General features: G+C 43.1%; 12 protein-coding genes. 1 reads left to right on the top strand and 11 read right to left on the bottom strand.

The annotated features are described in order from the left end of the window. Window positions 1-686: 686 nt before the first annotated feature. The 11 genes from ABGV42_RS05130 to ABGV42_RS05080 form a co-directional block, all read right to left on the bottom strand. Window positions 687-2,426, bottom strand: coding sequence for an ABC-F family ATP-binding cassette domain-containing protein (locus tag ABGV42_RS05130; RefSeq protein WP_347380683.1), 1,740 nt, complete (start codon window positions 2,424-2,426; stop codon window positions 687-689). A 248-nt stretch (window positions 2,427-2,674) separates the two neighbouring features. After that, window positions 2,675-3,412, bottom strand: coding sequence for a UMP kinase (gene pyrH / locus ABGV42_RS05125; RefSeq protein WP_347380682.1), 738 nt, complete (start codon window positions 3,410-3,412; stop codon window positions 2,675-2,677). Between the two features lie 558 nt (window positions 3,413-3,970). After that, window positions 3,971-9,037, bottom strand: coding sequence for a hypothetical protein (locus ABGV42_RS05120; protein ID WP_347380681.1), 5,067 nt, complete (start codon window positions 9,035-9,037; stop codon window positions 3,971-3,973). Between the two features lie 286 nt (window positions 9,038-9,323). Continuing rightward, the gene (locus ABGV42_RS05115; RefSeq protein ID WP_347380680.1) at window positions 9,324-10,532 is read right to left on the bottom strand and encodes a GDSL-type esterase/lipase family protein; all 1,209 of its coding nucleotides are present in this window, start codon (window positions 10,530-10,532) and stop codon (window positions 9,324-9,326) included. Window positions 10,533-10,549: 17 nt separating this feature from the next. Continuing rightward, window positions 10,550-12,766: an FAD-dependent oxidoreductase gene (locus ABGV42_RS05110; protein ID WP_347380679.1), complete on the bottom strand. Its 2,217-nt coding sequence runs from the start codon at window positions 12,764-12,766 to the stop codon at window positions 10,550-10,552. A gap of 111 nt (window positions 12,767-12,877) precedes the next feature. After that, window positions 12,878-14,488 carry a response regulator gene (locus tag ABGV42_RS05105; protein WP_347380678.1) on the bottom strand — a complete coding sequence of 537 codons (1,611 nt, stop codon included), beginning with the start codon at window positions 14,486-14,488 and terminating at the stop codon, window positions 12,878-12,880. Further along, window positions 14,488-16,227 carry a sensor histidine kinase gene (locus ABGV42_RS05100; protein WP_347380677.1) on the bottom strand — a complete coding sequence of 580 codons (1,740 nt, stop codon included), beginning with the start codon at window positions 16,225-16,227 and terminating at the stop codon, window positions 14,488-14,490. Before ABGV42_RS05100 ends, ABGV42_RS05105 begins: the two co-directional genes overlap by 1 nt. 92 nt (window positions 16,228-16,319) lie before the next feature. After that, entirely contained in the window at window positions 16,320-17,906 is a 1,587-nt protein-coding gene (locus ABGV42_RS05095) for an extracellular solute-binding protein (RefSeq protein ID WP_347380676.1), read from the bottom strand. A 65-nt stretch (window positions 17,907-17,971) separates the two neighbouring features. Then, entirely contained in the window at window positions 17,972-18,841 is an 870-nt protein-coding gene (locus ABGV42_RS05090; protein ID WP_347380675.1) for a carbohydrate ABC transporter permease, read from the bottom strand. Window positions 18,842-18,854: 13 nt separating this feature from the next. After that, window positions 18,855-19,802: an ABC transporter permease gene (locus ABGV42_RS05085; RefSeq protein WP_347380674.1), complete on the bottom strand. Its 948-nt coding sequence runs from the start codon at window positions 19,800-19,802 to the stop codon at window positions 18,855-18,857. 888 nt (window positions 19,803-20,690) lie between these two features. Then, window positions 20,691-21,158, bottom strand: a complete 468-nt coding sequence (locus ABGV42_RS05080; RefSeq protein ID WP_347380673.1) for a hypothetical protein — start codon at window positions 21,156-21,158, stop codon at window positions 20,691-20,693. A gap of 249 nt (window positions 21,159-21,407) precedes the next feature. On the opposite strand from ABGV42_RS05080, the gene ABGV42_RS05075 reads away from it, so the two are divergent. Continuing rightward, window positions 21,408-22,964, top strand: a complete 1,557-nt coding sequence (locus ABGV42_RS05075) for a glycine betaine uptake BCCT transporter (RefSeq protein ID WP_347380672.1) — start codon at window positions 21,408-21,410, stop codon at window positions 22,962-22,964. Window positions 22,965-23,047: the final 83 nt, after the last annotated feature.

Genomic DNA, 23,047 nt, shown 5'->3' with positions numbered 1-23,047 from the left:
AACTTAGCATTGCTTCTTTATATATACGATGGTCTGAGCTGCTCCATGCCTTACTGACGCTGGCCTTTATGCTTCTTAGCTATAAAAACGGCATGAACGAGTACATCAACAAAAGGACAAACGGCCATAAACGCCGTTGTTTACACATACGCCGACCGCGATTGGGATAGGCATGATAAAGAATGACAGAAAGCGTTTTGTTTCCGATATCAAAGCTGGAAGCTGATGCTAAAAAGAACAAACCAAGAAGAAACACTGACATTTCCCCTCTACTTCCTAACTTTATTCTTCTATCTTCGCTTTTTTTGATTTTGAACTAACCTGACCGTTAGCTTAATGAAACGGATATTACGTTACAATTTGTTTTCTTTGGGGATCTGTTCTTAACTTCAGGAAGGACTTTGTTCTTGATAACACGTCTCCCTATTTTAGCGACTTTGAATGGAACAATGTTCTTGTCCCGCGACATGTTCCAACATGTATTTAAAGGTAAATTAACGATTGATAACTGTATCAAGAAATCAATGCAGTAAAAAGACACTGATATTCTATTCATCAGTGTCTTTTTTATGGCTACTTTTTCACCAACATCATGTTTCATCATTGAACTCAGACTAATTCACTTTAGCCCTATTCGCTGTAACTCAATTCACTCACTTGTAATCATTCGATTAAAGAGTAGTAGTTTAAAGCAACTTAATTAGCTCTTCCAGCTCATCAACCATTACTTTTGCCAATTCAAAATTAGTATCTTTCAGAGCCAATTCTATTTTCATTTCAACCGCTTTTTTCTTTTGTTCAGTTTCCAAATAGTTTTTATCAAAATGAATCGCATAAATCATCTCACTAAATTCTTGCATGCTCATTTTTCTAATCGCCTTATCTTCAATGATTAAGACATAATCCATACCATTTACAACAGAATAAAAATCATGAGAAATCATGAGAATTGCACCTTTATAGTCCTCAATGGCTTTCTCCAGTGCAATTTGTGTATAGGTATCTAAGTGGCTTGTCGGTTCATCAAGAAGTAATACGTTTGCTTTACTGGCAGAAACTTTAGCCAATTGAAGCATGTTTTTTTCTCCACCAGATAAAGATTCTATCTTTTGATTAAGGATTTCTCCTTCAAAGCCATGGTTTGAAATATACGATCTAATCTCATCATAAGTTTTAAACCCAGCATCGATGAATTCATCTAGTATTGTATTGGAATCCTTTAGCATTTCGCCTTGAACCTGAGATAAATAAGCCACGTTAACATCAGCATTTATTTCAATTGAATCATGATTATTTTTAAAGATTTCTCGGAGTAAAGTTGTTTTCCCGGTACCGTTTGAACCGATAATGGCAACTTTATCTGTAGATTTTATCTCAAAGTTAACATTGTCTAAAAGCAAGTCATCAAAGGCAACGCTATAATTATTGACATTTATAACAGTGGTATCTTCAAGTTCATGATCCATACCAAAACTAATATTCGGTTGCTTAATATCAACAAATGGCGCTTTAATTCTACGCGCTTCCAATCTTTCTGTAAACCTAACTCTAGCTTTTAATGCTCTGCCTCTGGATGCTTCTGTATTATAAGTTGCGATAACTCTAAGATTATTAACGATGTTCTCGTTTCTCTCTATTTCTTCAGCTTCAGCGACTGTAAGTTCTTGTAACTCAATTTTAGTCTGAAGTAGTGAGAAGTTATAATCAATATATCGCCCATCAAACTCTTGAATCTCCGTGTTTTCAAGGTGAATAATTTTGTTGAAACAATGATTCAATAAATATCGGTTGTGCGTAACCACCAGCAGCATGCCCTTGTGGGCATTAATAAGCCTTTTGAGCGCATTTAAGTTTTCAAAATCTAAAAACACATCGGGTTCGTCCATAATCATCAAGTCTGGGCGACTAAGCATTTCCTTCATCACTTGAATGAGTTTGAATTCTCCGCCGCTCAGGTCGGATACGTTAAGATCTTTGAGCTTCATGAGGTTTGCCAGGTTTAGCTGCTTATTAATGGTGTTTTCAAAATTATTTCCGTCCATCGAATCGAATGCGTCTAAAGCCAATTGAACCTTTTCCAGCAGCGAATCCATGTCTGATGTGGTTTCCATTTCAGCATAAATCGCGTTGATTTCATCTTGTATCTTGATATATTCTTCTCCGATATACTCAAAAACGGTCATTTCTTTGGTATTGTCTGCTTGCGAGAACTGACTTACATGCCCGATTTTGCAATCCGGATCTATCTCTAACTTGCCCTCAAACAAATATCGTTCCGGATCCATCAGTATATCGATTAACGTACTTTTCCCACTGCCACTCGTTCCGATAAAAGCGCAATGTTGACCTTCTTCTAATGTAAATGAAATGTTTTTATATAATTCTTTTTGCGGAAATGAGAAGGATAAGTTATCAACTTTTATCATTGTGTTACCTTTCTTTATAACTAAAATGGTGACTATTATTAAATGTCTTGTTGAACACAGACTTTTAGAGTAACACTGTTTATCCCCAAGTACAATCATTTTTACCCCTTACCCTCACCTCCTGCATTTCCAAACAAAAAATTCGCCCTATTTATGATGCGGTTCACCGTGATCTATCTAAGCACAAAGTACAGAATATGGAACTATCGTTCCGCTAAACCAAGGGAGAGTAGTATTTCTAACATATTTCATTCCAACTCTGAAACTGATTCGCCACTAATTATCGTACCGTTATTCTTACCTTCACAAATTTCTTTCATCGAGCCTGGTTTATCGAAGTTAAACACATGCATTGGCAGATTGTAGTCTCTTGCTAAAATGAAAGCTGATTGGTCCATTACCTTTAAGTTGTGTTTTAAAACGTCGTTGTAATGAAGCGAATGAAATTTCCTTGCATCTTTATCAAATTTAGGGTCTGCATTAAGAACACCATCAACACCTTGCTTTGCAACTAATAAAGCGTCACAATTAACCTCGATGGCTCTTTGTACTGAAGGATAGTCTGTTGTAACGTAAGGTTGACCGTTCCCCCCTGCAAAAATTACAATATAGCCTTTTTCTAGATGGTGAATTGCTCTTAGACGGATGTATGGTTCTGCAACTGAAGTAATAGGTATTGCCGTCATTACTCGCACTTCCTTTTTGGTCTTGGCTTTAAGAACTCCACGAAGCATTAAACTATTTACTACAGTCGCAAGCGTCCCAATGTTATCAGCTTCTGCCCTATCTATCCCCCAGCTTTCCGCCATATTACCTCTGAAAATGTTACCCCCACCTATAACTAACGATACTTCAACGCCTAAATTTACTACTGACATAATTTCATCCGCAATATGGTCTAACCTTTCTGGCTCAAAACCAAATTCAGAGTTTCCTGCTACTGCTCCACCACTTAGCTTAACGAGAACCCTTTTATACCTTGACAATTAATACACCCCCATAAAATAAAAACACTAAAGCAATAAATGCTTTAGTGTCCTAATGGAATGGAAATATGAAATTACGCAAGTCGATTGAATGTAAGTCTTTCGTCTCCACCTCATACTCCCACTCCTTCATGTTTTTTCCATCGAGTAATTTTACATTACGTGAAGGTAAATTGCAATTACCATAACCTACATATTTTACTTGTTATCGTATCGCTTTAAATTATATTCAAAGTCGGTCTATGGATGTGCTAACGCCATTTCTGAGAGTGCCAAGCACAAAATTGATGTAAACTCCCCCCCCTTCGGCAACAGAAGCCATTCTGGTGTGTTCTACACTATATCTCCATAAATGAATTATCGGTCTTGAACGGATTAGATATATGCCTAATCGATACTGGAATTATATTCTTGTCCCTCGACACTCGACAAAAAAAGCCGAATGGATCGTTCTCATCCACTCAGCTCTTAGGCTTACTTTACAATAATTTGTATAACATCCATTACTGCTGTTCCACTTCCATTCATATACTCACCGCGATATTGATGAATGCCAGGTCATTCGGAAAGTGTCGGTTGATCTGGCACCTCATCTTCAGGCAGCTCCGAACTAACGGAATGCCGTTCGAACTTCACTGCATCAGCCCTCGTATAGATCATATCCGCAGGAAGCGTTGGTGGATCTACCGTTGTTGGAGTCTCCCTGGTTAAACGAACATACTCGCTGCCGTCTCCCGTAAAGTCGAACGTTCCTAGATTAACCCAACCCGATGAGCCGACCGTTGCATCGATATAGGTGACCTCGGTACCCGTCTTATGCTTCACTTCTACTTTGACATGGTTATCGTTTGCCGTCGTATGGACGAGCTTGTAGATCGAGACCGTATATTTCCCCTCTGGAAACTGTCCTTTCCACGTTGCTGATGAACCTTGAACTGTAGAGTAACGGGACTTGACCCCAATTTTGTATCCGGCTAAATTGCTTTGGCTCCAAGACCCTTCTGTCGTATATAACCCCGTTGTATTTGTACTATCGACGATAACCGTTAGGTCCTTGATCATGATGTTCAAAGGCGATGTGGTTAAGGTCACACCGTCAATCGTGACAGTAGCCCATACCTCAATGTGATCCGTTTCTCCATCAAGATTGAGAAGAGTCAACAACCCGCTACCATCCACTTCAGCCAGATCTGTACGATCAACGAAATACTGTACATCGGCCTGTGTCAGATCACCGATCAAACCGTTATCCAAATAGCCGATTACACTCAGTTGTACGTTTTGAGTCATCTGCAGCTCGTTTCGATCCGATTGGATCACCGCCGACTCCAATTGCGGTATTCTATTTGGATCCACCCACATGATCGCATCCGCAACTACCCTTGACTTGTTGGCCTTATTGGTTAGTTCCACGTACCCGCTATCGCCTGCTGCAAAAGGATAATCACCTAGGTGCACCCAAGTACCATTTGCCGTTGTCTCATCAATGGTAACCGCCTCAGAGCCCCCGCTATAATAAACGGTAAATGAGGCATTCGTTGCCCAGTTTTCACTTGCAGCGGTTATTTGTGGAATCTTGTAATACACACTGTAAGTGACACTTTCCGGAAGTTCAGGCCGCCATCTCATTGTGCTTGTCGCTGTGCCGGTCGTAGATTTGGCATACACATAGTTATCATAGTAATAGTCGTTGGCCGTCGTATCCCTTATCCAGACGCCTTCTGTCACCGCCTCCGTATTATCCACAATGATAGATGAACCATCCTGCCCATCATCGGGTTGGACTGGAGTTTCCGTTACCTGATCAGGCAGATAGAGTGTCCGCTTGCGGGTCTGTTTCCCTTCCGACTCCACATAATACGTGAAGGTTTGGGATAAATCGTTCACCCGTATCGACCATTCCATTGGGTATATCGTATCTGGGACGGTCGTATACGTAGCCCCTCCATCCAGGGAATAATGAATGGTCGCGGGTTTCGTCGTTTTTGCCTGCACATAAGCATCGTAGACCGTCTCGTCGGGCTTGACGATCAGCATGCCTTTAACCGCATCGATTGGACTGTGGATATCGAAGAAATAGCTTGCATCCGATGTATCCGCCGTTCTGACCTGATGCAGCGGTACATCAATGTTAAGTCCTTCTACAATGATAGCGGTGATGCCCTTACTCGAAACCGTGGCTTGAATGATTCCACCACTCATAACGGTTTGCTCTGGTGTACCATTGTCGCGGATGATCGTTACAGTATAATCTTGTGCCGGATTGAACCCAATGATTTGTTCATTCAATTCGATCGGAGTCTGAACTTCTTCTGATGATGCGTTGCTCAGCCCAATGTAGAATTTATCCCCGCTCTCTCCTGTTATCCAGTTCAATTGAGGATGATTTGTCTTAATAATCCCCTTGGGCATCCAGAGCCAAACGTCGGAAAACCCATAAAATTGACCTGGTTTATTCCCATAGAGGTGATATTTGAACCATAAAAAATTCGTTTCAAATACGGAAGGAAATGTAATACTCCCGTTCGATTTCAATGATTGTTCACTGATCAAATAATCCATCGTTTGCCCGAGCTGCCCCGGAATATGGTGATAATAGATGGATGTTGCTCCGCTTGGACCTTCCAGAGGAAAGTCCGGTTCAAGTTGGCTAACGGCGAAGCCTTTATAGTAATAACCTGGATAACTGGAATATCGACCAATAACCGCATTATGAGCAATATCCTGCAGCAGTTTATCCCCTGTATAGAGCGACAATCTCAGCATGAATGGAGCTTCCTGAGCATTCATCCGATAATAGCCGGTTGTACTTCCTGCTTCAAACGTCAATCCGCTCGGTGAAACAAGCCAACGATCCGCTTGAACGCCTCCGGCAATATCTTCTGGAAGCTTGAGCCTAGGATATTGAAATTTACCACTTTCCGGCCAATGGAACGACTCCGCGTAATTATATGTCTCAGGCTGCGGAATCGTAACGTTACCTTCAGGAACCGGACGAGCAACGAACATGGTTGCATACCGTTTGGCTTCCTTATAAGCGGCATTCAAGTATTTGGGATCCTGAGTTTCCTCATACAGCTCCAGGATCTCCATCCATAGCTTGCTATAATAGTAAATGAACTCATTTTTACTCACATCGACGGATGCAGGCGTATCGATATGCTGCGTGATATAGCTGTCGGCTGCATCCTTGGCAGCTTGCAGATACTGCGCATCTCCCGTCATCCGATACATCATCAGGGGTTGAATGACAGGCCCCCGGTCTTTCTGGTCAGGGTCACGCACGAGGTATTCTTCCTGTGCCAGCGCCCCAATCCCTGCCGAAGTGCCCATCATCTGATTGACAGCGGCTACGCTTGAAACATCGAACGGCAGGGTGGCCATTTTCCATAACGAAGGCACACCGTATACTTTCTTCTGCGTCGGCGACCAACCGATACCATTTCGCGATACGCCATACTGGACGGACGGCAATGCTCTCGTATCGTAAAGCTGGTCATCCCCAGTCAAATAGTAAGCCCCAAGAAGAACCGCATTCGAGCTTGTTCGAACGCTATCCTCGTTTTCGATATCAATAAAGCCCTTGGCACGGCTCCACCACCCGCTGGGTGACGGGACATAATTAACAGAGTCGTCCCCTTGCGGCTCAATCTTAAGTAGATCGATCATATTGAACATCGCGTCAGTAAGCGACTGATCTGAAACATTTTCCCGGTATGATGAATAATCGTACTCATTGCGAAGAATATCCGCGTAGGACTCATACAGATTGCTTTTTTGAGCGATTAGCCCCATATGAAATTGATACGTGCTTTCTGCGGTCATTTGCGAATAAGTCCCTAATTGAGGCGCATACAGGATTGGCTGCACGCTGCCTTCGTTGTTGACAAGGCTCATGCCAAGCCGTTGTTTCGTAACGCCTCCCGTCGGTTCAAATTCAACCGGAAGCTCTTCCGAAGGTACAAATACCCCATACGTCAATGGATTTCCCTCACTATCATTCTTCTCAACCAGACTCATCGGAGCGCTCAGCTCCCGCAAGCTTGTGGATTCCACTGTACCTACCATTTTGGCATGGGACCTGAATCCATTTAACACTTCATTGATGCCTGAGACTGCCTCTGTTGTGAAGGACTGGTATCCAATCACGTAGTTGCCGTCTCGGCGAGGGGTGAAGGCAAAGGAAACATCGGGTTTGTCCCCTGCCATGGACCAGTTCACTTGTAAATCGTAATCACTTCCATGCGAGGAATCGGTTAATACCGCCGTGTGGCTGTCGGGAAAAGTGATTCCGTCAAATGTAATCCAGCGTTTGTTCATTGTATCGTAGTAATTGGTTCGGCTCCCCGCATTCCCATCTAATAAAACCCATTGCTCCTCAAGTCTTTCCGATTCATTATTAATTGGAACCCAGTTTCCCGAGTCCGTGTTCTTGTAGAACATGTCACGAACGATGGATTTGCCTCCATCCCATGCTGCCTCATAGAAGGTTGCCTTATAGTTCGCATTTTCAATGCTGCCTTTTTCGGTGTAACTGAGATTCGCTAAAGTACGGCTCCGCAGCGGGGGCAACGGTGGAGCTTGCTGCCGGATATTTCCCTCAAACTTGACTGCATCGGCCCGCGTAATAATTGTCCCCGTCGTAGGTTGCGTTCGAGTTAGCCTGACAAATTCGCTATCATCACCACTAAACTCATACTCCCCCAAATCCACCCATCCAACCGATGGACCTGACGAGGGTCTAAGATCCATAAACTTCACATCCGTAATCCCGTTATGAACAATCTCAATCTTCACATTGCTATCTGCTTTATCCGCCCAATCCAGCTTATAGAACGATATCCTCGCCGTCCCTGCTTCCAAGCGTGGATTCCAGGTGATGCTTCTACCTACAGCATCCGTATATTTGGAACTGGAATTATTGTATCCCTTTACTCCTGCGCTTGTGGTCCAATAAGGAGCGGAGAACCCGTTGTTGACGTTACCTGAATCAACAGTGACGACATGATCAATGGTGAGGCTTCCATCATCAATGATGATCGTCTTATGTGGCTCTTTCTGCTCAATATTCCCTTCGAACTTGACCGCATCAGCGCGCGTAAGGATCGTGTTCGTGGTGCTGGTAGACCGGGTCAACTGAACGAATTCTTCACCAACTCCGGAAAAATAATACTCTCCCAAATCAACCCATCCTACTGGAGCGCCAGATGAGGGTCTTAGATCCATAAAGACTACATCAGTCGTTCCATTATGAACGATTTCGATTTTTACATTACTATCTGCTTTATCCGCCCAATCCAGCTTATAGAATGATATTTTCGCGGTTCCTGCTTCCAAGCGTGGATTCCATGTTATCGTTCTGCCTGCTGTACTCGTATATTTGGTGCTGGAAAGATCATACCCCTTCACCCCTGTACTTGTGGTCCAATTTGGAGCCGAATAACCATTGTTCTCGTTACCCGCATCAGGTGTCACAACATCATTGATCTGGATACTCCCGTCATCGATGATAATCGTCTGATAAGGTAAGGTCTCCGCATAAGCGGTCCTTATTCCGATCAGGCTGAAAGGGACTACGACCGTCAACATGAAAACGATGAAGAAAAACAGCTTCCTTTTGACCATACAACTCACAGCCTCTCCTCAAAATGATAACGCTTCCAAAAATTCATTGCCTTTTGCTCGAATCATCGTAAAAAAGCAATTATCTTACCCTTCTGCCTAACCCCACTCTGTTGTTTTTATCTTAGCAGTCACATCACCGTAAAATTTCTTTCATTTTAAGAATTTCTTATACGATTTTAAGTAAAAAAAGAAACCTACATCCTAATTGATTGCTCAGTTGCAGTCAGATAGAATATAGGTTTTTCAGTGTTCCAAATGTCCCTAATCTTCCAAGTGGACTAATCCATTATAATGGCGGCTGCACCAATAGCAACTTTCCAAGCTGAATGACCGTTTGATCATACCAAGCCGGATGCTGCCGAACATGCTCCATACTTCGTTCATTGCCGCTTGCCTCAAACACGGCCGCTTTGTTTGTCTTCTCGTGATCGATCTCGAAGCAAACCGTATGTTTCCCATTTGGGAGCTCCGGCAAGAAAACATATTGATTTCGATTATGATCGTTATAGGGTGTGAATCGATCGATAAGAAAGGGCTCCCCTCCATCCACCGACACCTTCAATCGGCCAGAATCCGGCCCCCCGATATCGAATAAGCCGATGTGTGTTCCCTCAAACTCCACTGTGATCGCCTCACCGGGATCAACTGCTCGCCACAGACCGGGGAACAACCAATCATACTCACGCACTAAAGGAAAATCATCAGGGGTCATGTAAGACCACCCTGCGGAGAAATGAGTAAAAATATTCAGTGGCAGCATGGTTGCATACTCCCAAGGATTGTCCGGGACCAAAGGGTCCTGCGGCAAGTGATGTTCGACCTTTCCCACGTGATCTCGAAGTTCTCTCATTTTCTCAAACGACCGTGTGATTGTATCTGTGTAAATCCGATGTCCTTCGGGAATCGTTGGATGGATCGAATCATGTGTGAAAATAACGACTCCGGGGATGGATACATCTGACTTTGAGGTGAAAATAAGCTTTCCATCCGATACCAATTGACTCACCGCTACGCCCAGATGAATCGAAGGAATACCATAATAGTCGGCGACTTCATCTTGCATAAGAGCTCCCTTCTGGTATTCGCCGGATTGAAATGAGGTCACATCCCGCTCCTTAACCGTATATACAAACAGGATATCGGTAAACCGGCTGCGCTTGCGGATCTGTCGGATAATCCCTTCGATCCGCGCCTTGGATTCGGGAACTCCTCCATCGTTACCAACAAATTCAACAAACACAAGATCAGGCTGATGACGCAGTACATCGGTCTCCAAACGGGCGCAGCCGAGGTCCGATCCTGTCCCATCAATACCTGCATTCACAGAGCGGATATCCGCATTGGGATATTGCCCGCGTAGCCAATCCGCCGTCATGACCCTGTACCCTTCCGAACGCGTATTACTGCCGCCAAAATAGACGATGGTCACACTTTCTCCATTTTCCAACTTCTGAATGACATTAGGCAGCCCTCTTCGAGGAAAAAATTCCTTCATCACGACTTCACCCGACCTCACTTAGCATTTTTAGGAGCAAAAAATTTTACAGCAAACACTTCATAATAAGGCGAACCATACGTTGCACAAAAATCAAACCGGATTCGGGTTACACCTTTTGCATGCACCTGATGTTTATTCAACGACAGATAATTCCCACGGATATTAATTTCACTCTCGGTTCCGTCTTCTAAAGTTAAGGTCACATCATAATCCTGGATAAGTGGCTCGATCGGATCGTCGAAATGCTCCAAATTCAGCTGAGAATTGAAAACAAGATGGATTTCATCCAGATTCTTGGGGCTTGCAAAACCAAATTCCAACCATTCCTGTCCTTCCGAACGTTCCGAAATCCAGCCGTTCGGCAGACCATAAGGTCTGGAGAAGCCATTGACGACATTCGCGGGATTATACATATTTTGGGAGGGCGATAGGTCTTTGAAACAAATACTCTTATTAAGCTTTTTTAGCCTGGACGGCTCTTCCGGTCTATAATAGAAGCTCACCGCTCCTGTCATTTGTTCTTCATTGCCATATACGGCAAGGCTCGTCGTGCCTTCCAATACGATGTAGATTTTGTCATCAGCAGGCTTCTTACAGCTGAAGTCCAGTGTAATCCAGTCATCGTAACCCGCTGTAATCACCAAGTTGTAGCCTTTCAGCTCGCTGACGGGAATATAGTTTTCCTTCCGCTCCCCGCCAAACAGCTTCACTTGCAGCGTTTCCGAATGCTCGGATCTATTTTTAATCTTGATCTGTACGCTTTTAGCCACGGATGTCTGAATCGGCAAGACCAAACATAACGTTTTTTCCAAGGAGATCTCTTCGGTTGGATGAAGATGTTCATAGCTGCGCTGAGACGAGGCACGAATCGTTAATCCGTCAGCGAAATAAGGGTCCAACGGCTCTTGAAGCCCTACAATCGTTTGCCCGTCTCGAAGCAGCTGCCTCTGAAGCTCACCCATATGGGCTTTGACGATGGCCGCGGGGTCTGTCTCATATTTTACGCATAACGCAGCAGCCGTTCCTACCGCCTGGCCCATACAACCACAGGTTGCCATCACCCTTGTAGACCCAAAAGCCGCATGGGTAGCGCTTATATTGCGGCCAGCGAACATCAGATTGGGAATATTGCGTGAAAACAAGCTGCGGAAAGGGATATTATACAATCCCGGCACGAAATTCCACGCTGTAGCAGGCCCCTCATCGTAGATGCCTTTATTCGCATGCAGATCCATATACCAGCCTCCGACGGATACAGCATCTTCGAAATGAGGCTTTGCTGTAAGATCGTTCTGAGACAGCATGTGTTCACCTATAAACCGTCTCGACTCCCGTTTTCCCGGAATCGGGCATACATAATCCAGGATAAGATTGTCTACATCATCAAATTCACCGCTATTTTTGATATAATCCCATATCCCATACACCAATTTCCGCAGTTCCAAGGCGATGTCTTCATTATTCTTGATAATATCCATATGTCCGCCGTATTCCAGCCACCACAATCCGCCAAGCCCGTTGATTTTTCTTGGAAAAGACCGATGGTTTAATCCTTTTCTGATACTATCAAAAAACTCCAGCTTCGTAATATCATACGCAAAGCCAGGCCTTTTGTAAGGAACGGGATAGTCTACGTTACGGGCTTGAAATAGAATCGTATCGCCCATGGTGTAGTGATCCGCCACTTCTGGAGCGAGCTCCTCCTTGTATTCATGCTTTGCCTCTCTTCCCCATCGGAAGTCAGCACCTGCTTGGTATCCAACAATTCCATCACCGGAGCAATCGATATAGGTTGGGCTTTCGAAACGAAATTTTCTTTCGGAAGCTAATTGAAGGCCCTCCACCCATTTAATTCTGCCGTTCTCCATGCCCGTTTCATGTACACATGTATTCAGGAATAGAGAAATGTTCGGCTCATCATAAACCATGTCGAGCAAAACCGTATCCGAAAGCGAAAGCATAAGTTTCTTGTTGTATAACGGATTGTAATGAAATATCTTCAGCTTGAGTTCTTCTACCAACCCGCCTTCACGAGCATAGTAGGATGGACTGTTTCCGAGATATGCCGACCCGTTGATATGAACCCTTACCTCGCTGCTCGCATTTCCCCCAAGAACCGGTCGATCATTAATAAGTGAAACCTGCAGACCTTGGCGTGCAGCTGCAATGGCAGCGCATATCCCTGCAATACCTCCACCTACGACGGTTACATCTGCTTTCATAAGCTCCATATTGATAACCTCCATGATTAGATGCTCTTATCATGGTAATGGTTTTGACCGGTCTTTTTTTACAGGATTTCACGAAAAAATCATACTTTTTTTACATCCTTATTTGGATTCCTACCGTGTCATTTTGATCCGGTATTGCTTGGGCGTATCCCCCGTATATTCTTTAAAAAGTTTGCAAAAGTAACCTTCATTGACAATGCCTACTTCCTCGCATAATTCCAATAACGAATAATCCTTCACATTTAATAGTTCGAGTGCTAATTGAATTTTTTTACGGTTGATGTAGCTAATCACGCCTTCGTTCATTGTTTTTTTGAATAAGCTGCTAAAATACGATGGCGCTAAATTCACTTCCTCCGCGATGGCCTCTAACGTTAGACGCTGTTTCAGGTTTTTCTCTATAAAATGCATAGCACTCATGATTTCTGCACGATGTAATCGTTGGCCTGCATGCACGTATTCGAATGTGAAGTCGCCAATATAGGCGAGCTGCTCTTGAAATGCCATAAATTCCATAGGGAATTCTGGAACTTCCGTGGTCATCTTGTTCCCCGATTTAAACTTTAAAGTAATATCTCTGTACAGGTCTCTAATCATTGGCGCCATGATCGACTTGTGGATTTTATGGTCCGAAACAAATTGCAGCAGCTCGGCAAGTGCATTGTCGAGCTCTTCCTTGGAAATCTTACGTTTCATCCGTACAAGAAAATCAGCCAGCTTCTGCTCAAAGTCTGCTTTTTTGTCATTATGGTACTGGAACCGATGCATCGGAGTTTTCACTACTTTTTCGGTATGATAATAGAAATCATCACTCACATTTTTAGCTTCTGTATACGCTTGTTTGATCGATTCCCAGCCTCGGTGTGGACTACCAAAAGCGACGGATACCCTTTGATTCAAATATTGATGCAAATGAGAGATGATCTGGCCTCCCAAGGATAGGCAAGCATATTCCGTTTCCATATCACTGCGGTTATTTTCCCATGATAAAAAGCCAATAAAACGATTATCGGACAGATCGGCAGCTACGCCACTGCCACCATTCGTCACCGTTTCTTCGATGATATTCGTTATCGCATATTTCAAGATGTTTTGATCTGCGGCAGCGTATTCGTTGCGGAAACTTTCATACGTATTCATCTCTACGATAAAGCAGCAATAGTTGGTTTGAAAAAAATGAAACTGCATGCGATTGGCAAAATCCGATGCCCGATGAGAAGGAATTTCACCTCGGATCAGTTCGTTAAAAAATTGTTTGCGGACTCTATATTTATTTTCAAGTACAGATACGTTTAACGAGTGAAATTCCGCTTCTTTTTTCTCAAACTCATTTAAAATTCCGGCTGCCTTATCCAACGCTCGATTCAAATCGGCTTCCCTTAGCGGAACCTTTACAATGTACTCCAATACGTTCGCATGAATAGCTCGCTGAGCGTATTCGAAGGATGAATAGGCGGTTAGAAGTATGTATTGGGTATGGGGGAGCTCCGCCTTGAGCTGTTCAATCATGGAGATGCCATCCATTCGCGGCATTACAATATCGGATATGACGATATCCGGCTTCAGTTTTATGATCTCCTCGATCCCATTCAGCCCATTATTTGCTTTTCCCACCAGAACAAATCGTCTATCTCTATGGGAGAGCTCACTAAAAAACAATTCCAATCGTTGAATGATCAGGTCTTCATCGTCAACAATGAAGCAGGTATAATCTTTCCCCATTATGCATCTCCTTTTTGCAATTCTGCCGGGAATAAAGCACGTATACGGGTTATTTCCTTAGGTATGCTAATAATATCCAGTCCGTATTGATCTCCGTAGTGGAGTCTTATTCGACCATGAATATTATTCAGCCCGATTCGTTTCCTTTTCACTTCCTCTTCACTCGGTTCTGAGCGTAAAATATGTTTTATTTTATCGGCCGTAATTCCCTCACCTTGGTCAACGACTTCGATGATGACAATGTCACCCTCCCTATATGCATGAATTGTAATAGGGCCCTCAATTCCCCCACCGTTATAACCATGGAAGATACTATTCTCCACAAGAGGCTGCAGCAGCATTCGAAAAACCGAAAAATCCAGTAACCCTGCTTCGATATTTTCAATCAAATTGAAGTTTCGATTATACCGAATGTTCTGAATCTCGATATAGTCCGCTACATTGCGTAATTCCTGGCGTAGGGAAACCTTCTCAGAAGCATCGTCTATCCCGTATTCCAATAATGAAATGAGCGACCCGATCACCACATCTACTTTCTCTATTTGTCCGACACGTATCACATTGCTGATCGAACCAAGCGTGTTATACAGAAAATGTGGGTTTATTTGAGACTGTAACACCTGGATTTCCAGCTTCCGCTCAAGTTCATTATGAAGCTCGGCTCGGCGAATCAGTTCAACAATTTGCTGTAGCATACGATCAAATGCGCGTGAAAGATCTCCAAACTCATCGTTTCGGTTAATGGTTATTGTCGTTGTGAGGATGCCTTGCTCTACCTGCTTCATTTTTGTTTTGAGTGTATAGAGTGGTTTCCTTATAAATTTGGCAACCAAAAAAGAAATGAACAAACTTAAGAGAAGGCCTGCAGCCAGAAGCTCAATATAATAGGTTTCCAATCTGGACAACGCTGCTTTCAAGCGTGATTCATCATTAACGGAGACAATAGTCCAGTTGAATTTCTCCGTCGGTTTTTTCAAAAGGGAAACCGGTGTACCATCCTTGGTATGCAGTTGAAGGTTGGTTTCTGACGTATCCAAAATTTCTTCCGCTGACGTCTCTCCGATTGAAAACGTATGATCCTGAATATTCAGTGGTCCCATATTCTCAGAAAAGCCGGCTATGATCTTGCCTGACGCGGTGATCAGAGCCAAATTCATTTGTTCCTGTTTATTGATCTTGAACAAGGTTTCTTCAATGGCATTTAGATCCAAATCAACCGCAATGGCCATAGGAAACGGAGCACCGTTAAGATATCGAACCATCGTAACGGTCCAGCCGGAATACTTTGATTTGTAAGGTTCACTAACAAAGGTAGTCCTTCTATTTTTGTCAGCCGCATCATATAAAGGCTCCCTTTCCGATAAAGGTTCATCGAATATTCGTGTAGGTGCACTTCCGCCTAGAATGGATAAATCACTTTTGATCAAATAAATATTACTAACATAGTTACTGTTGAGTTCATACAGCTCTCTTAATTGCTCTTTAATCACTTCGGTATGGTTAATATTAGCTTTCACCGAAGTTTCAACCGAGAAGAGGATCGTTTGGAAGGAAGAAAAGTTAACGGTGAAATACTGGTCTACCTTGTCTAATATTTGATTGGTGTAATAAATATCATTGGTTCTTATTTCCTTTTGGACATAGCGATAAGACAATTGGCTTATCAAGATGATGCAGCCTAATACAAAGGCAAACACGATAAAAAATAATTTTAAAGGCAAGCTGATTCTTCTTCGCATCCATCATCTTCCTTTTAGTTCCGTTTTAAACTAAGAATAGCATATGCTAATAAAGAGAGGGGCTACGAATAGCCACTCTCTCTTCGTTTATTTTACTTGATAAGGCCGGCTTCTTTAAATTGTTTGATTGCTGTTTCCTTATATTTCTGCATGTCAAACTTGGTATCCAACGTTTGGAGGAAATTGTCCCAGTTGGAAAGAGGCTCTTTGCCTGTCATAAATTTAACTAAGCTTTCATTAATGAAACGTTGGCGGTCCGCATCCAATGTATCGTTAGGGTCTGGGGTCAATAAATTTCCGGGCAACGTTGGCCCGACATATTGCTGATTGTTCTTGAAAGCTTCCGCCGTCTTCGGATTCTGGAAGCTGAAGTACTCCGCATCATCACCACGGCGCGGCATTCTATAATGATCGACCCATAGGTACTTCTCTTTCATTTCCTTCGATAATTCGGAGGTTTTATTTTTGATCTTGCCGTCTACGACATCCCAATGAATTCCTTTGATTCCGTATGCAAAATTCGGATAGGCTTCTTCATCCGTAAAGAGATAATTTAGCAGAGACAAGATGCGAATGATTTTGTCCTCGTCCGCTTTCGCGGATATGGCCCATGAATTACCTTGGAACGACTTTCTCTCTACAATCTGATCCCCGTAAGGACCTTTCATTGGAGGAATAACAATCCATTCCGGCACCTCTCCACTAATTTCTTTCATTTTCTGCTGATAATCCGGCTCCAGTCTGCGGGCATCTCTGATCATGAAGCCAACTTTACCTTTAAACATCTTTTGGTCCAACAGATCAGGCGAATTCATCGTCACCCAGTCTGGGTCAACCACTTTGGCTGCCATCATTTTATTAATGTAAGCAAGTGCCTCTTTCATTTTGGGATCGATAAACAGGAATACTGGTTCATTATCTTTTACTTCAATGGCCGAGGGAGGATTGACACCAAACATCCACATCAAGCTATCAAAGCCGTAGGTTTGCAGATTGCCTTCTTTATTCATACCGCCGATGAATCCGTACGTATCGTTTTTGCCATTACCGTCCGGGTCTTTCTCTGTAAAGGCTTTCATAACTTCGAACAGCTCATCCGGTGTCGTTGGCACTTCCAGATTCAACTTTTTCAGCCAATCGTTGCGGATGAAGAAGCTCCGGCTGATACCGTTTACATTATCATAACCTGGAACGCCGATCGTTTTCCCTTGGTATGACATCGCCTCCCAGGAGTCTTTGCCAAACCGTTTTTGTAGTTCAGGAAACTGATCCAGATAGGGTGTCAAATCCGCAAGAACGCCTTGGTCGTAATATTGCGCGAGATCAGCACGACTCTTCAAGAAGATCAAATCTGGAATATCTCCGCCCGCAATGAGTGTATTCAGTTTGGTTGTTGCTTGCCCAGCTTGAGGAATCATCATATCCAAGTCGATGTTCATCTCTTCTTCCAACATTTGGCGTTGAATATCCTCATCACGTGGAGGGATCGGAGCGGCAGCATTGAACGTACCTTGGTTAAACATTGAGATTTTCATTTTGGTTGCAAACTGGCCAGACTGCCCTTGCGAATTACTCGAAGCTGTCGATGTAACTTCTTCATTTCCCCCACATCCTGACAATAGCGTTCCAAGTCCTAAGATTGCCGACAGAATAGCAAATGAAATCTTCTTACGCTGCATATTGACCTCTCCTTTGCTTGTATATTATCACGGTTTCCCCGTAATAAGTTAGGTTGGATCGCCTTTTAACCTTTAACGGATCCCAAGAGCACACCTTTGGTAAAATGCTTTTGTAAAAATGGGTAAACGATCAAAATCGGAACCGTAGTCACAACAACGGTAGCCATCTGCACAGCGAACGTACTTACAGCTCCAGAATTGGCGAGCGACTCAGCGCTTTGTGTTGCGACGTTAAGCAGGATGTTGCGCAAGACGACTTGAAGCGGCATGAAGTTGGAATCATTGATATAAACAATAGCATCAAAATAACTGTTCCAATGCCCCACTGCGTAAAATAAAGAAATGGTGGAAATGACGGGCAAAGACAGTGGTAAAATGATCCGCCATAACGATTGAAGTTCACTTGCACCGTCAACCCTCGCTGATTCCTCGATTTCACCAGGCAATTGCTCGAAAAAGCCTTTAATGATCACCAGATTAAATGCACTAATGAGATTCGGAATAATCAATACCCACGGACTGTTTAGCAACCCCAGAGAGCGAATTAGTAGATATGTCGGAATTAACCCCCCACTAAACATCATGGTAAACACAATGAATAGTAAAAACGGACTGCGTCCCGGCAAATATTTCTTGGATAACGGGTATGCTGCGATGACTGTAAAAAACACATTTAACGCAGTGCCTATGATCGTTCGAAACAACGTAATTTTATACGCCTGCCAGATCCCATGAGAAATGAAAACTTCTTTATAGGCCAGAAAGGTAAAGGATTCTGGTATAATCACAATCCCTCTTCTTAACACTTCCGATTCTGGCGTCACGGAGACAGCAACCACATACAGAAAGGGCAGTAAACAAAGTAGTGATAAAAAAATAAGAATCACATATACGACGGATTGCCAGACTTTTTCCCCGATTGTCAAATGGATCATTTTAAGGACCACCTCACCAAATTTGCCCATCGAATTTTTTGGCGAGCTTATTCGCTGCCAGAACTAAAACAAATCCAATCACAGCTTTAAACAATCCTACAGCAGTAGCCAAGCCAATCTTGAGACGCTCCAACCCTTCACGGTATACCCATGTGTCGATAATGTCGATCTTCTCCTGGTTAAAGGTGTTGGCAAACATGAATATTTGGTCAAAGCCAGCATCCAGAATATGGCTTAATTTAAGGATCAGCATCAGAATAATGACTCCTCGAATGCCTGGTAACGTGATATGCCAGAGCTGTCTCCATTTGGAAGCGCCATCCATTCGAGCCGCTTCATATAAGCTTGGATCAATACCTGCTAATGCGGCGAGGTACAGTATCGCTCCCCATCCAATATCCTTCCATATTTCAGATGCGATGACCAGCAGTCTTCCCCAAGCAGGCTCCGTTAAAAATGAGATGGGCTGAAAACCACTTTCCTTCAAAATCATATTAAAAAGGCCATCGCCTGGGGCTAACAAGGCTACCATCAATCCATATACAATGACCCAAGACAGAAAGTGGGGTAAATAAGTAATGGTTTGTACGATTTTCTTAAACCATTGGGTATGAACTTCATTGAGCAGTAAAGCAAGTAAGATGGGAGCGGAGAATCCGAACAATAGCTTATAGAGCGATATAACAATCGTATTTTTCATGATGTCCCAGAAATAAACGCCGTTCATAAAATCCGTAAAATTCTTAAATCCCACCCACGGACTATCCCATACTCCCAAAGCCAGGTTGTAGTTTTTAAAAGCAATCAATATTCCCGCCATAGGAATGTATTTGAATACGGCAAAGTAAATTAAGGCCGGTAATAAAAGAGCATACATCACTTTATATTTTTGGATCGTCCTTATCCATGACTTCCGCTTTTTGGAGAGGGGAATGGCTTCCACTGCCAATTTCACTTGCATATCATCACCTCGTCTTTGTTTGTATTTGTATATTAGCACCCCCCTATCGGATAAATTTCTGAAATTTCAAGAATTTCTTATAAGATATTAAGGAAGTGTGCTTCACAACGAAGGGGAAGCCGCCGCTATCGCAGAATTATTAGGACATCAAAAACCCAGTACTACAAGAATCAATACAAGCGTAAAAAAAGCTTAGATCCATGGTTTTATCAAATCTAGAACATATGTAGCGTTCGTTGTTAAATAAATCATGCAATAAAACAACATCTCCATACCTTTTTTTTGGAAACAGAAAGTCAAACTGCTGCCGGAATAGATCAGTCCGGTGGGATGGTTAAGTTGCCTAATTGTTTTTATTTAAAGTTTCCGCATGCGTATTTGGCCTTCTCATGCGCAGTAGTGTACTTATTGAGGTTTGAACTACATGCGCTAAATATTTAGATATCCATCTAATCGATAATCGGAAGATGTTCTTGTCCATTACGGCAATCGGCACAAGTTCTTGTCCTTGGCACGGGACAAGAACTTGTACCGAAAATATAAAAAAGCCGCTAAAATAGCGACTTCAATGGGAATATGTTCTTGTCCCTCGACATCAATGAATAAGTCATCCAACAATCTTGTTCGAACGTTTTTGCACCGCTAAGTCCAACAATTTAATAAGTTGTGGCAGACTTATCTCCTGAAGGTTTTGGCCACTGAGTATCCCAGACCTGGTTTAGAACCAACGATAACCTTGTTTTAATTCATGTTCACCTGCTTTATGTGCTATAGGTAAGCCTTCTTTGGAAGGTGAGTTTACATCTGCTGATAAATCTATGGCGCACAATTGTATATATGTACGCCATGCAAATTATTCCTATTTTTCATTATTGGTGTATCTACTCCTTAACTCCGTTGTGCTTCTAATTCTTTCAAGGTAGGATAATCCGTGTAGCCTTTACTTCCCACTGCGAAGAAGGTTTTAGGATCTGCCTCATTTAATGGAGCTCTTGTTTTAAGGCGCTCTACTAAATCCAAGTTAGCTAATGACCATGCACCAACTGGTACGATATCAGCTATGCCGTTATCAAGATCGGTACTCAGATCTTCCAGAGCAGGTTCTGCCCGGTTGACTAATAGTGGATTGGTCCATATGGAGCGGACGTCCTGGAGCAGCTTTTCATTTCCAAGATGCATCACATGAAGGTAAGCCAAATCCAGCTTCGCTAATTCTTGGACCAGGTAGAGATACAGTTCAGGACTTTGTTCCCCATCTTGAATTCCCCCAAGAGGTGTTCCCGGTGAAATACAAAACTTGAATTGTAAATAGGTCCAAAACTGCAATAATAGACAAAGCGAAACCACTGTACGCACCTATTCAATTCTCTTCAAATTTCTTTTCTTAAATGAATAGTACGAGTCAGATGAGATTATAAATTATCTCAAATTAACAAGCAATATTGGCAATATATTTATTCTAACGAGATTAAACAAACCGACGGGTGTTTCATTATATGTAGGTTTGTTTTATTTTATCCACAGCTGGCTTTCCGAAATATTACAAGCTGGACTAGTACATACTAAGGAACAGTTGGCAGACGCTTACATAATGGAGGGCTCTTCATGGTATTTACAATCACAATTATCATCGTTGCACTATTTGCAATATGGGGAGCCGTCGCTCCTAATCAGCTGGCAGATGTAGCTAACGTTGCCTACAACTTCTCTATTCAAAATTTTGGCTGGTTTTATTTGCTAGCTACACTGTTTTTCCTGATCTTCGCTTTCTATCTGGCGTTCAGCCGATTTGGCGGTATTAAGCTGGGGGATGACGATGATGAACCTGAATATTCTACGGTTTCCTGGCTGTCCATGCTGTTTAGCGCTGGTATGGGCATTGGGCTGGTTTTCTGGGGAGTTGCTGAACCGCTGTCACATTACTTATCTGCACCGGAAGGAGCGGTACCCGAAACAACGCAAGCAGCAAGACTCTCAATGCGTTATTCCTTTTTCCACTGGGGACTGCATCCTTGGGCTATCTATACCGTCATCGGCTTAGCGCTTGCTTACTTCCAGTTCCGGAAAGGCTACAAAGGACTGATCAGTTCCACCTTTATTCCTTTAATAGGTGAGCGTCTTGCTGCAGGATGGCTTGGCAAGGTCATTGATATTCTGGCCGTCATTTCCACCATCTTCGGTGTTGCGACTTCGCTTGGATTGGGTGCACTTCAGATCGGCGGGGGTCTGAATTACTTATTCGGTATTCCTAACTCGACGATGTCCCAGGTTGTTATTATCACAATTGTAACTGTACTGTTTTTAATCTCGGCAACCTCCGGTCTGGATAAAGGTATTAAGATTCTGAGCAACACCAACCTCGTTATAGCTGTGCTATTAATGGTGTTTGTATTGGTGACTGGACCGACTTCTTTTATATTTGACACTTTCACGACAACCTTGGGCAGTTACCTGCAGAATATTATTAACATGAGTTTGAGACTGACGCCGTTCTCAAGCGAAACCTGGATTGGAACATGGACGTTATTTTACTGGGCATGGTGGATCTCGTGGGCTCCCTTTGTCGGCACTTTTATCGCAAGGGTATCCAGAGGAAGAACCATTAAGGAATTTGTAATTTACGTCATGGTTATTCCAAGCCTTTTCGGATTTATCTGGTTCTCAGTTTTCGGCGGAACAGGACTTCACCAGGAATTGTTCAATACCGCTCATCTGGCGGAGGCCGTCAAGGAAGATACGACAACCGCTCTGTTCCTTATGCTGGAGCAGCTGCCTTTAGGCACGATTGTAGCATTCATCGCTACCATACTGATTATGATCTTCTTTATTACGTCTGCTGATTCGGCTACCTTTGTACTGGGCATGCTGACTTCAGATGGCAAGCTGGACCCGAGTACAAGAGTGAAATTAACCTGGGGGATCATGCAGTCCGCCATCGCGGTAGTACTGCTGATCAGCGGAGGGTTGAACGGCCTCCAGACGGCCTCCATTGTGGCAGCATTGCCTTTCGCTGTTGTCCTTATCGGTATGTGTTTCTCCCTACTCAAGGCTCTGCAGTCTGAGGACAGAGAGCGCCAGCAGAAGGAAAAACGGCAGCGCCAAAAGCTGAAACGTCTGCTGGAGGAACAAGAAATCTCGCTAAATAAAATTACCGGCAGGTAATGTATACTCAATCTCTATAGAAATGGTACCTGCCTTCAGGCAATCGGTACAAGTTCTTGTCCTTATCTTGAGACAAGAACTTG

Origin of the sequence: Paenibacillus pabuli (assembly GCF_039831995.1) — a bacterium.
Taxonomy (GTDB): Bacteria; Bacillota; Bacilli; order Paenibacillales; family Paenibacillaceae; genus Paenibacillus; species Paenibacillus pabuli_C.
This window is presented reverse-complemented; position numbering and strand designations above follow the sequence as displayed.

Excerpts from the sequence above, each read along its gene's own strand:
- ABGV42_RS05130 (WP_347380683.1), bottom strand. The coding sequence starts at position 2,426 with ATGATAAAAGTTGATAACTTATCCTTCTCATTTCCGCAAAAAGAATTA.
- ABGV42_RS05120 (WP_347380681.1), bottom strand. The coding sequence starts at position 9,037 with ATGGTCAAAAGGAAGCTGTTTTTCTTCATCGTTTTCATGTTGACGGTC.
- ABGV42_RS05115 (WP_347380680.1), bottom strand. The coding sequence starts at position 10,532 with ATGAAGGAATTTTTTCCTCGAAGAGGGCTGCCTAATGTCATTCAGAAG.
- ABGV42_RS05110 (WP_347380679.1), bottom strand. The coding sequence starts at position 12,766 with ATGGAGCTTATGAAAGCAGATGTAACCGTCGTAGGTGGAGGTATTGCA.
- ABGV42_RS05105 (WP_347380678.1), bottom strand. The coding sequence starts at position 14,488 with ATGGGGAAAGATTATACCTGCTTCATTGTTGACGATGAAGACCTGATC.
- ABGV42_RS05100 (WP_347380677.1), bottom strand. The coding sequence starts at position 16,227 with ATGCGAAGAAGAATCAGCTTGCCTTTAAAATTATTTTTTATCGTGTTT.
- ABGV42_RS05095 (WP_347380676.1), bottom strand. The coding sequence starts at position 17,906 with ATGCAGCGTAAGAAGATTTCATTTGCTATTCTGTCGGCAATCTTAGGA.
- ABGV42_RS05090 (WP_347380675.1), bottom strand. The coding sequence starts at position 18,841 with ATGATCCATTTGACAATCGGGGAAAAAGTCTGGCAATCCGTCGTATAT.
- ABGV42_RS05085 (WP_347380674.1), bottom strand. The coding sequence starts at position 19,802 with ATGCAAGTGAAATTGGCAGTGGAAGCCATTCCCCTCTCCAAAAAGCGG.
- ABGV42_RS05075 (WP_347380672.1), top strand. The coding sequence starts at position 21,408 with ATGGTATTTACAATCACAATTATCATCGTTGCACTATTTGCAATATGG.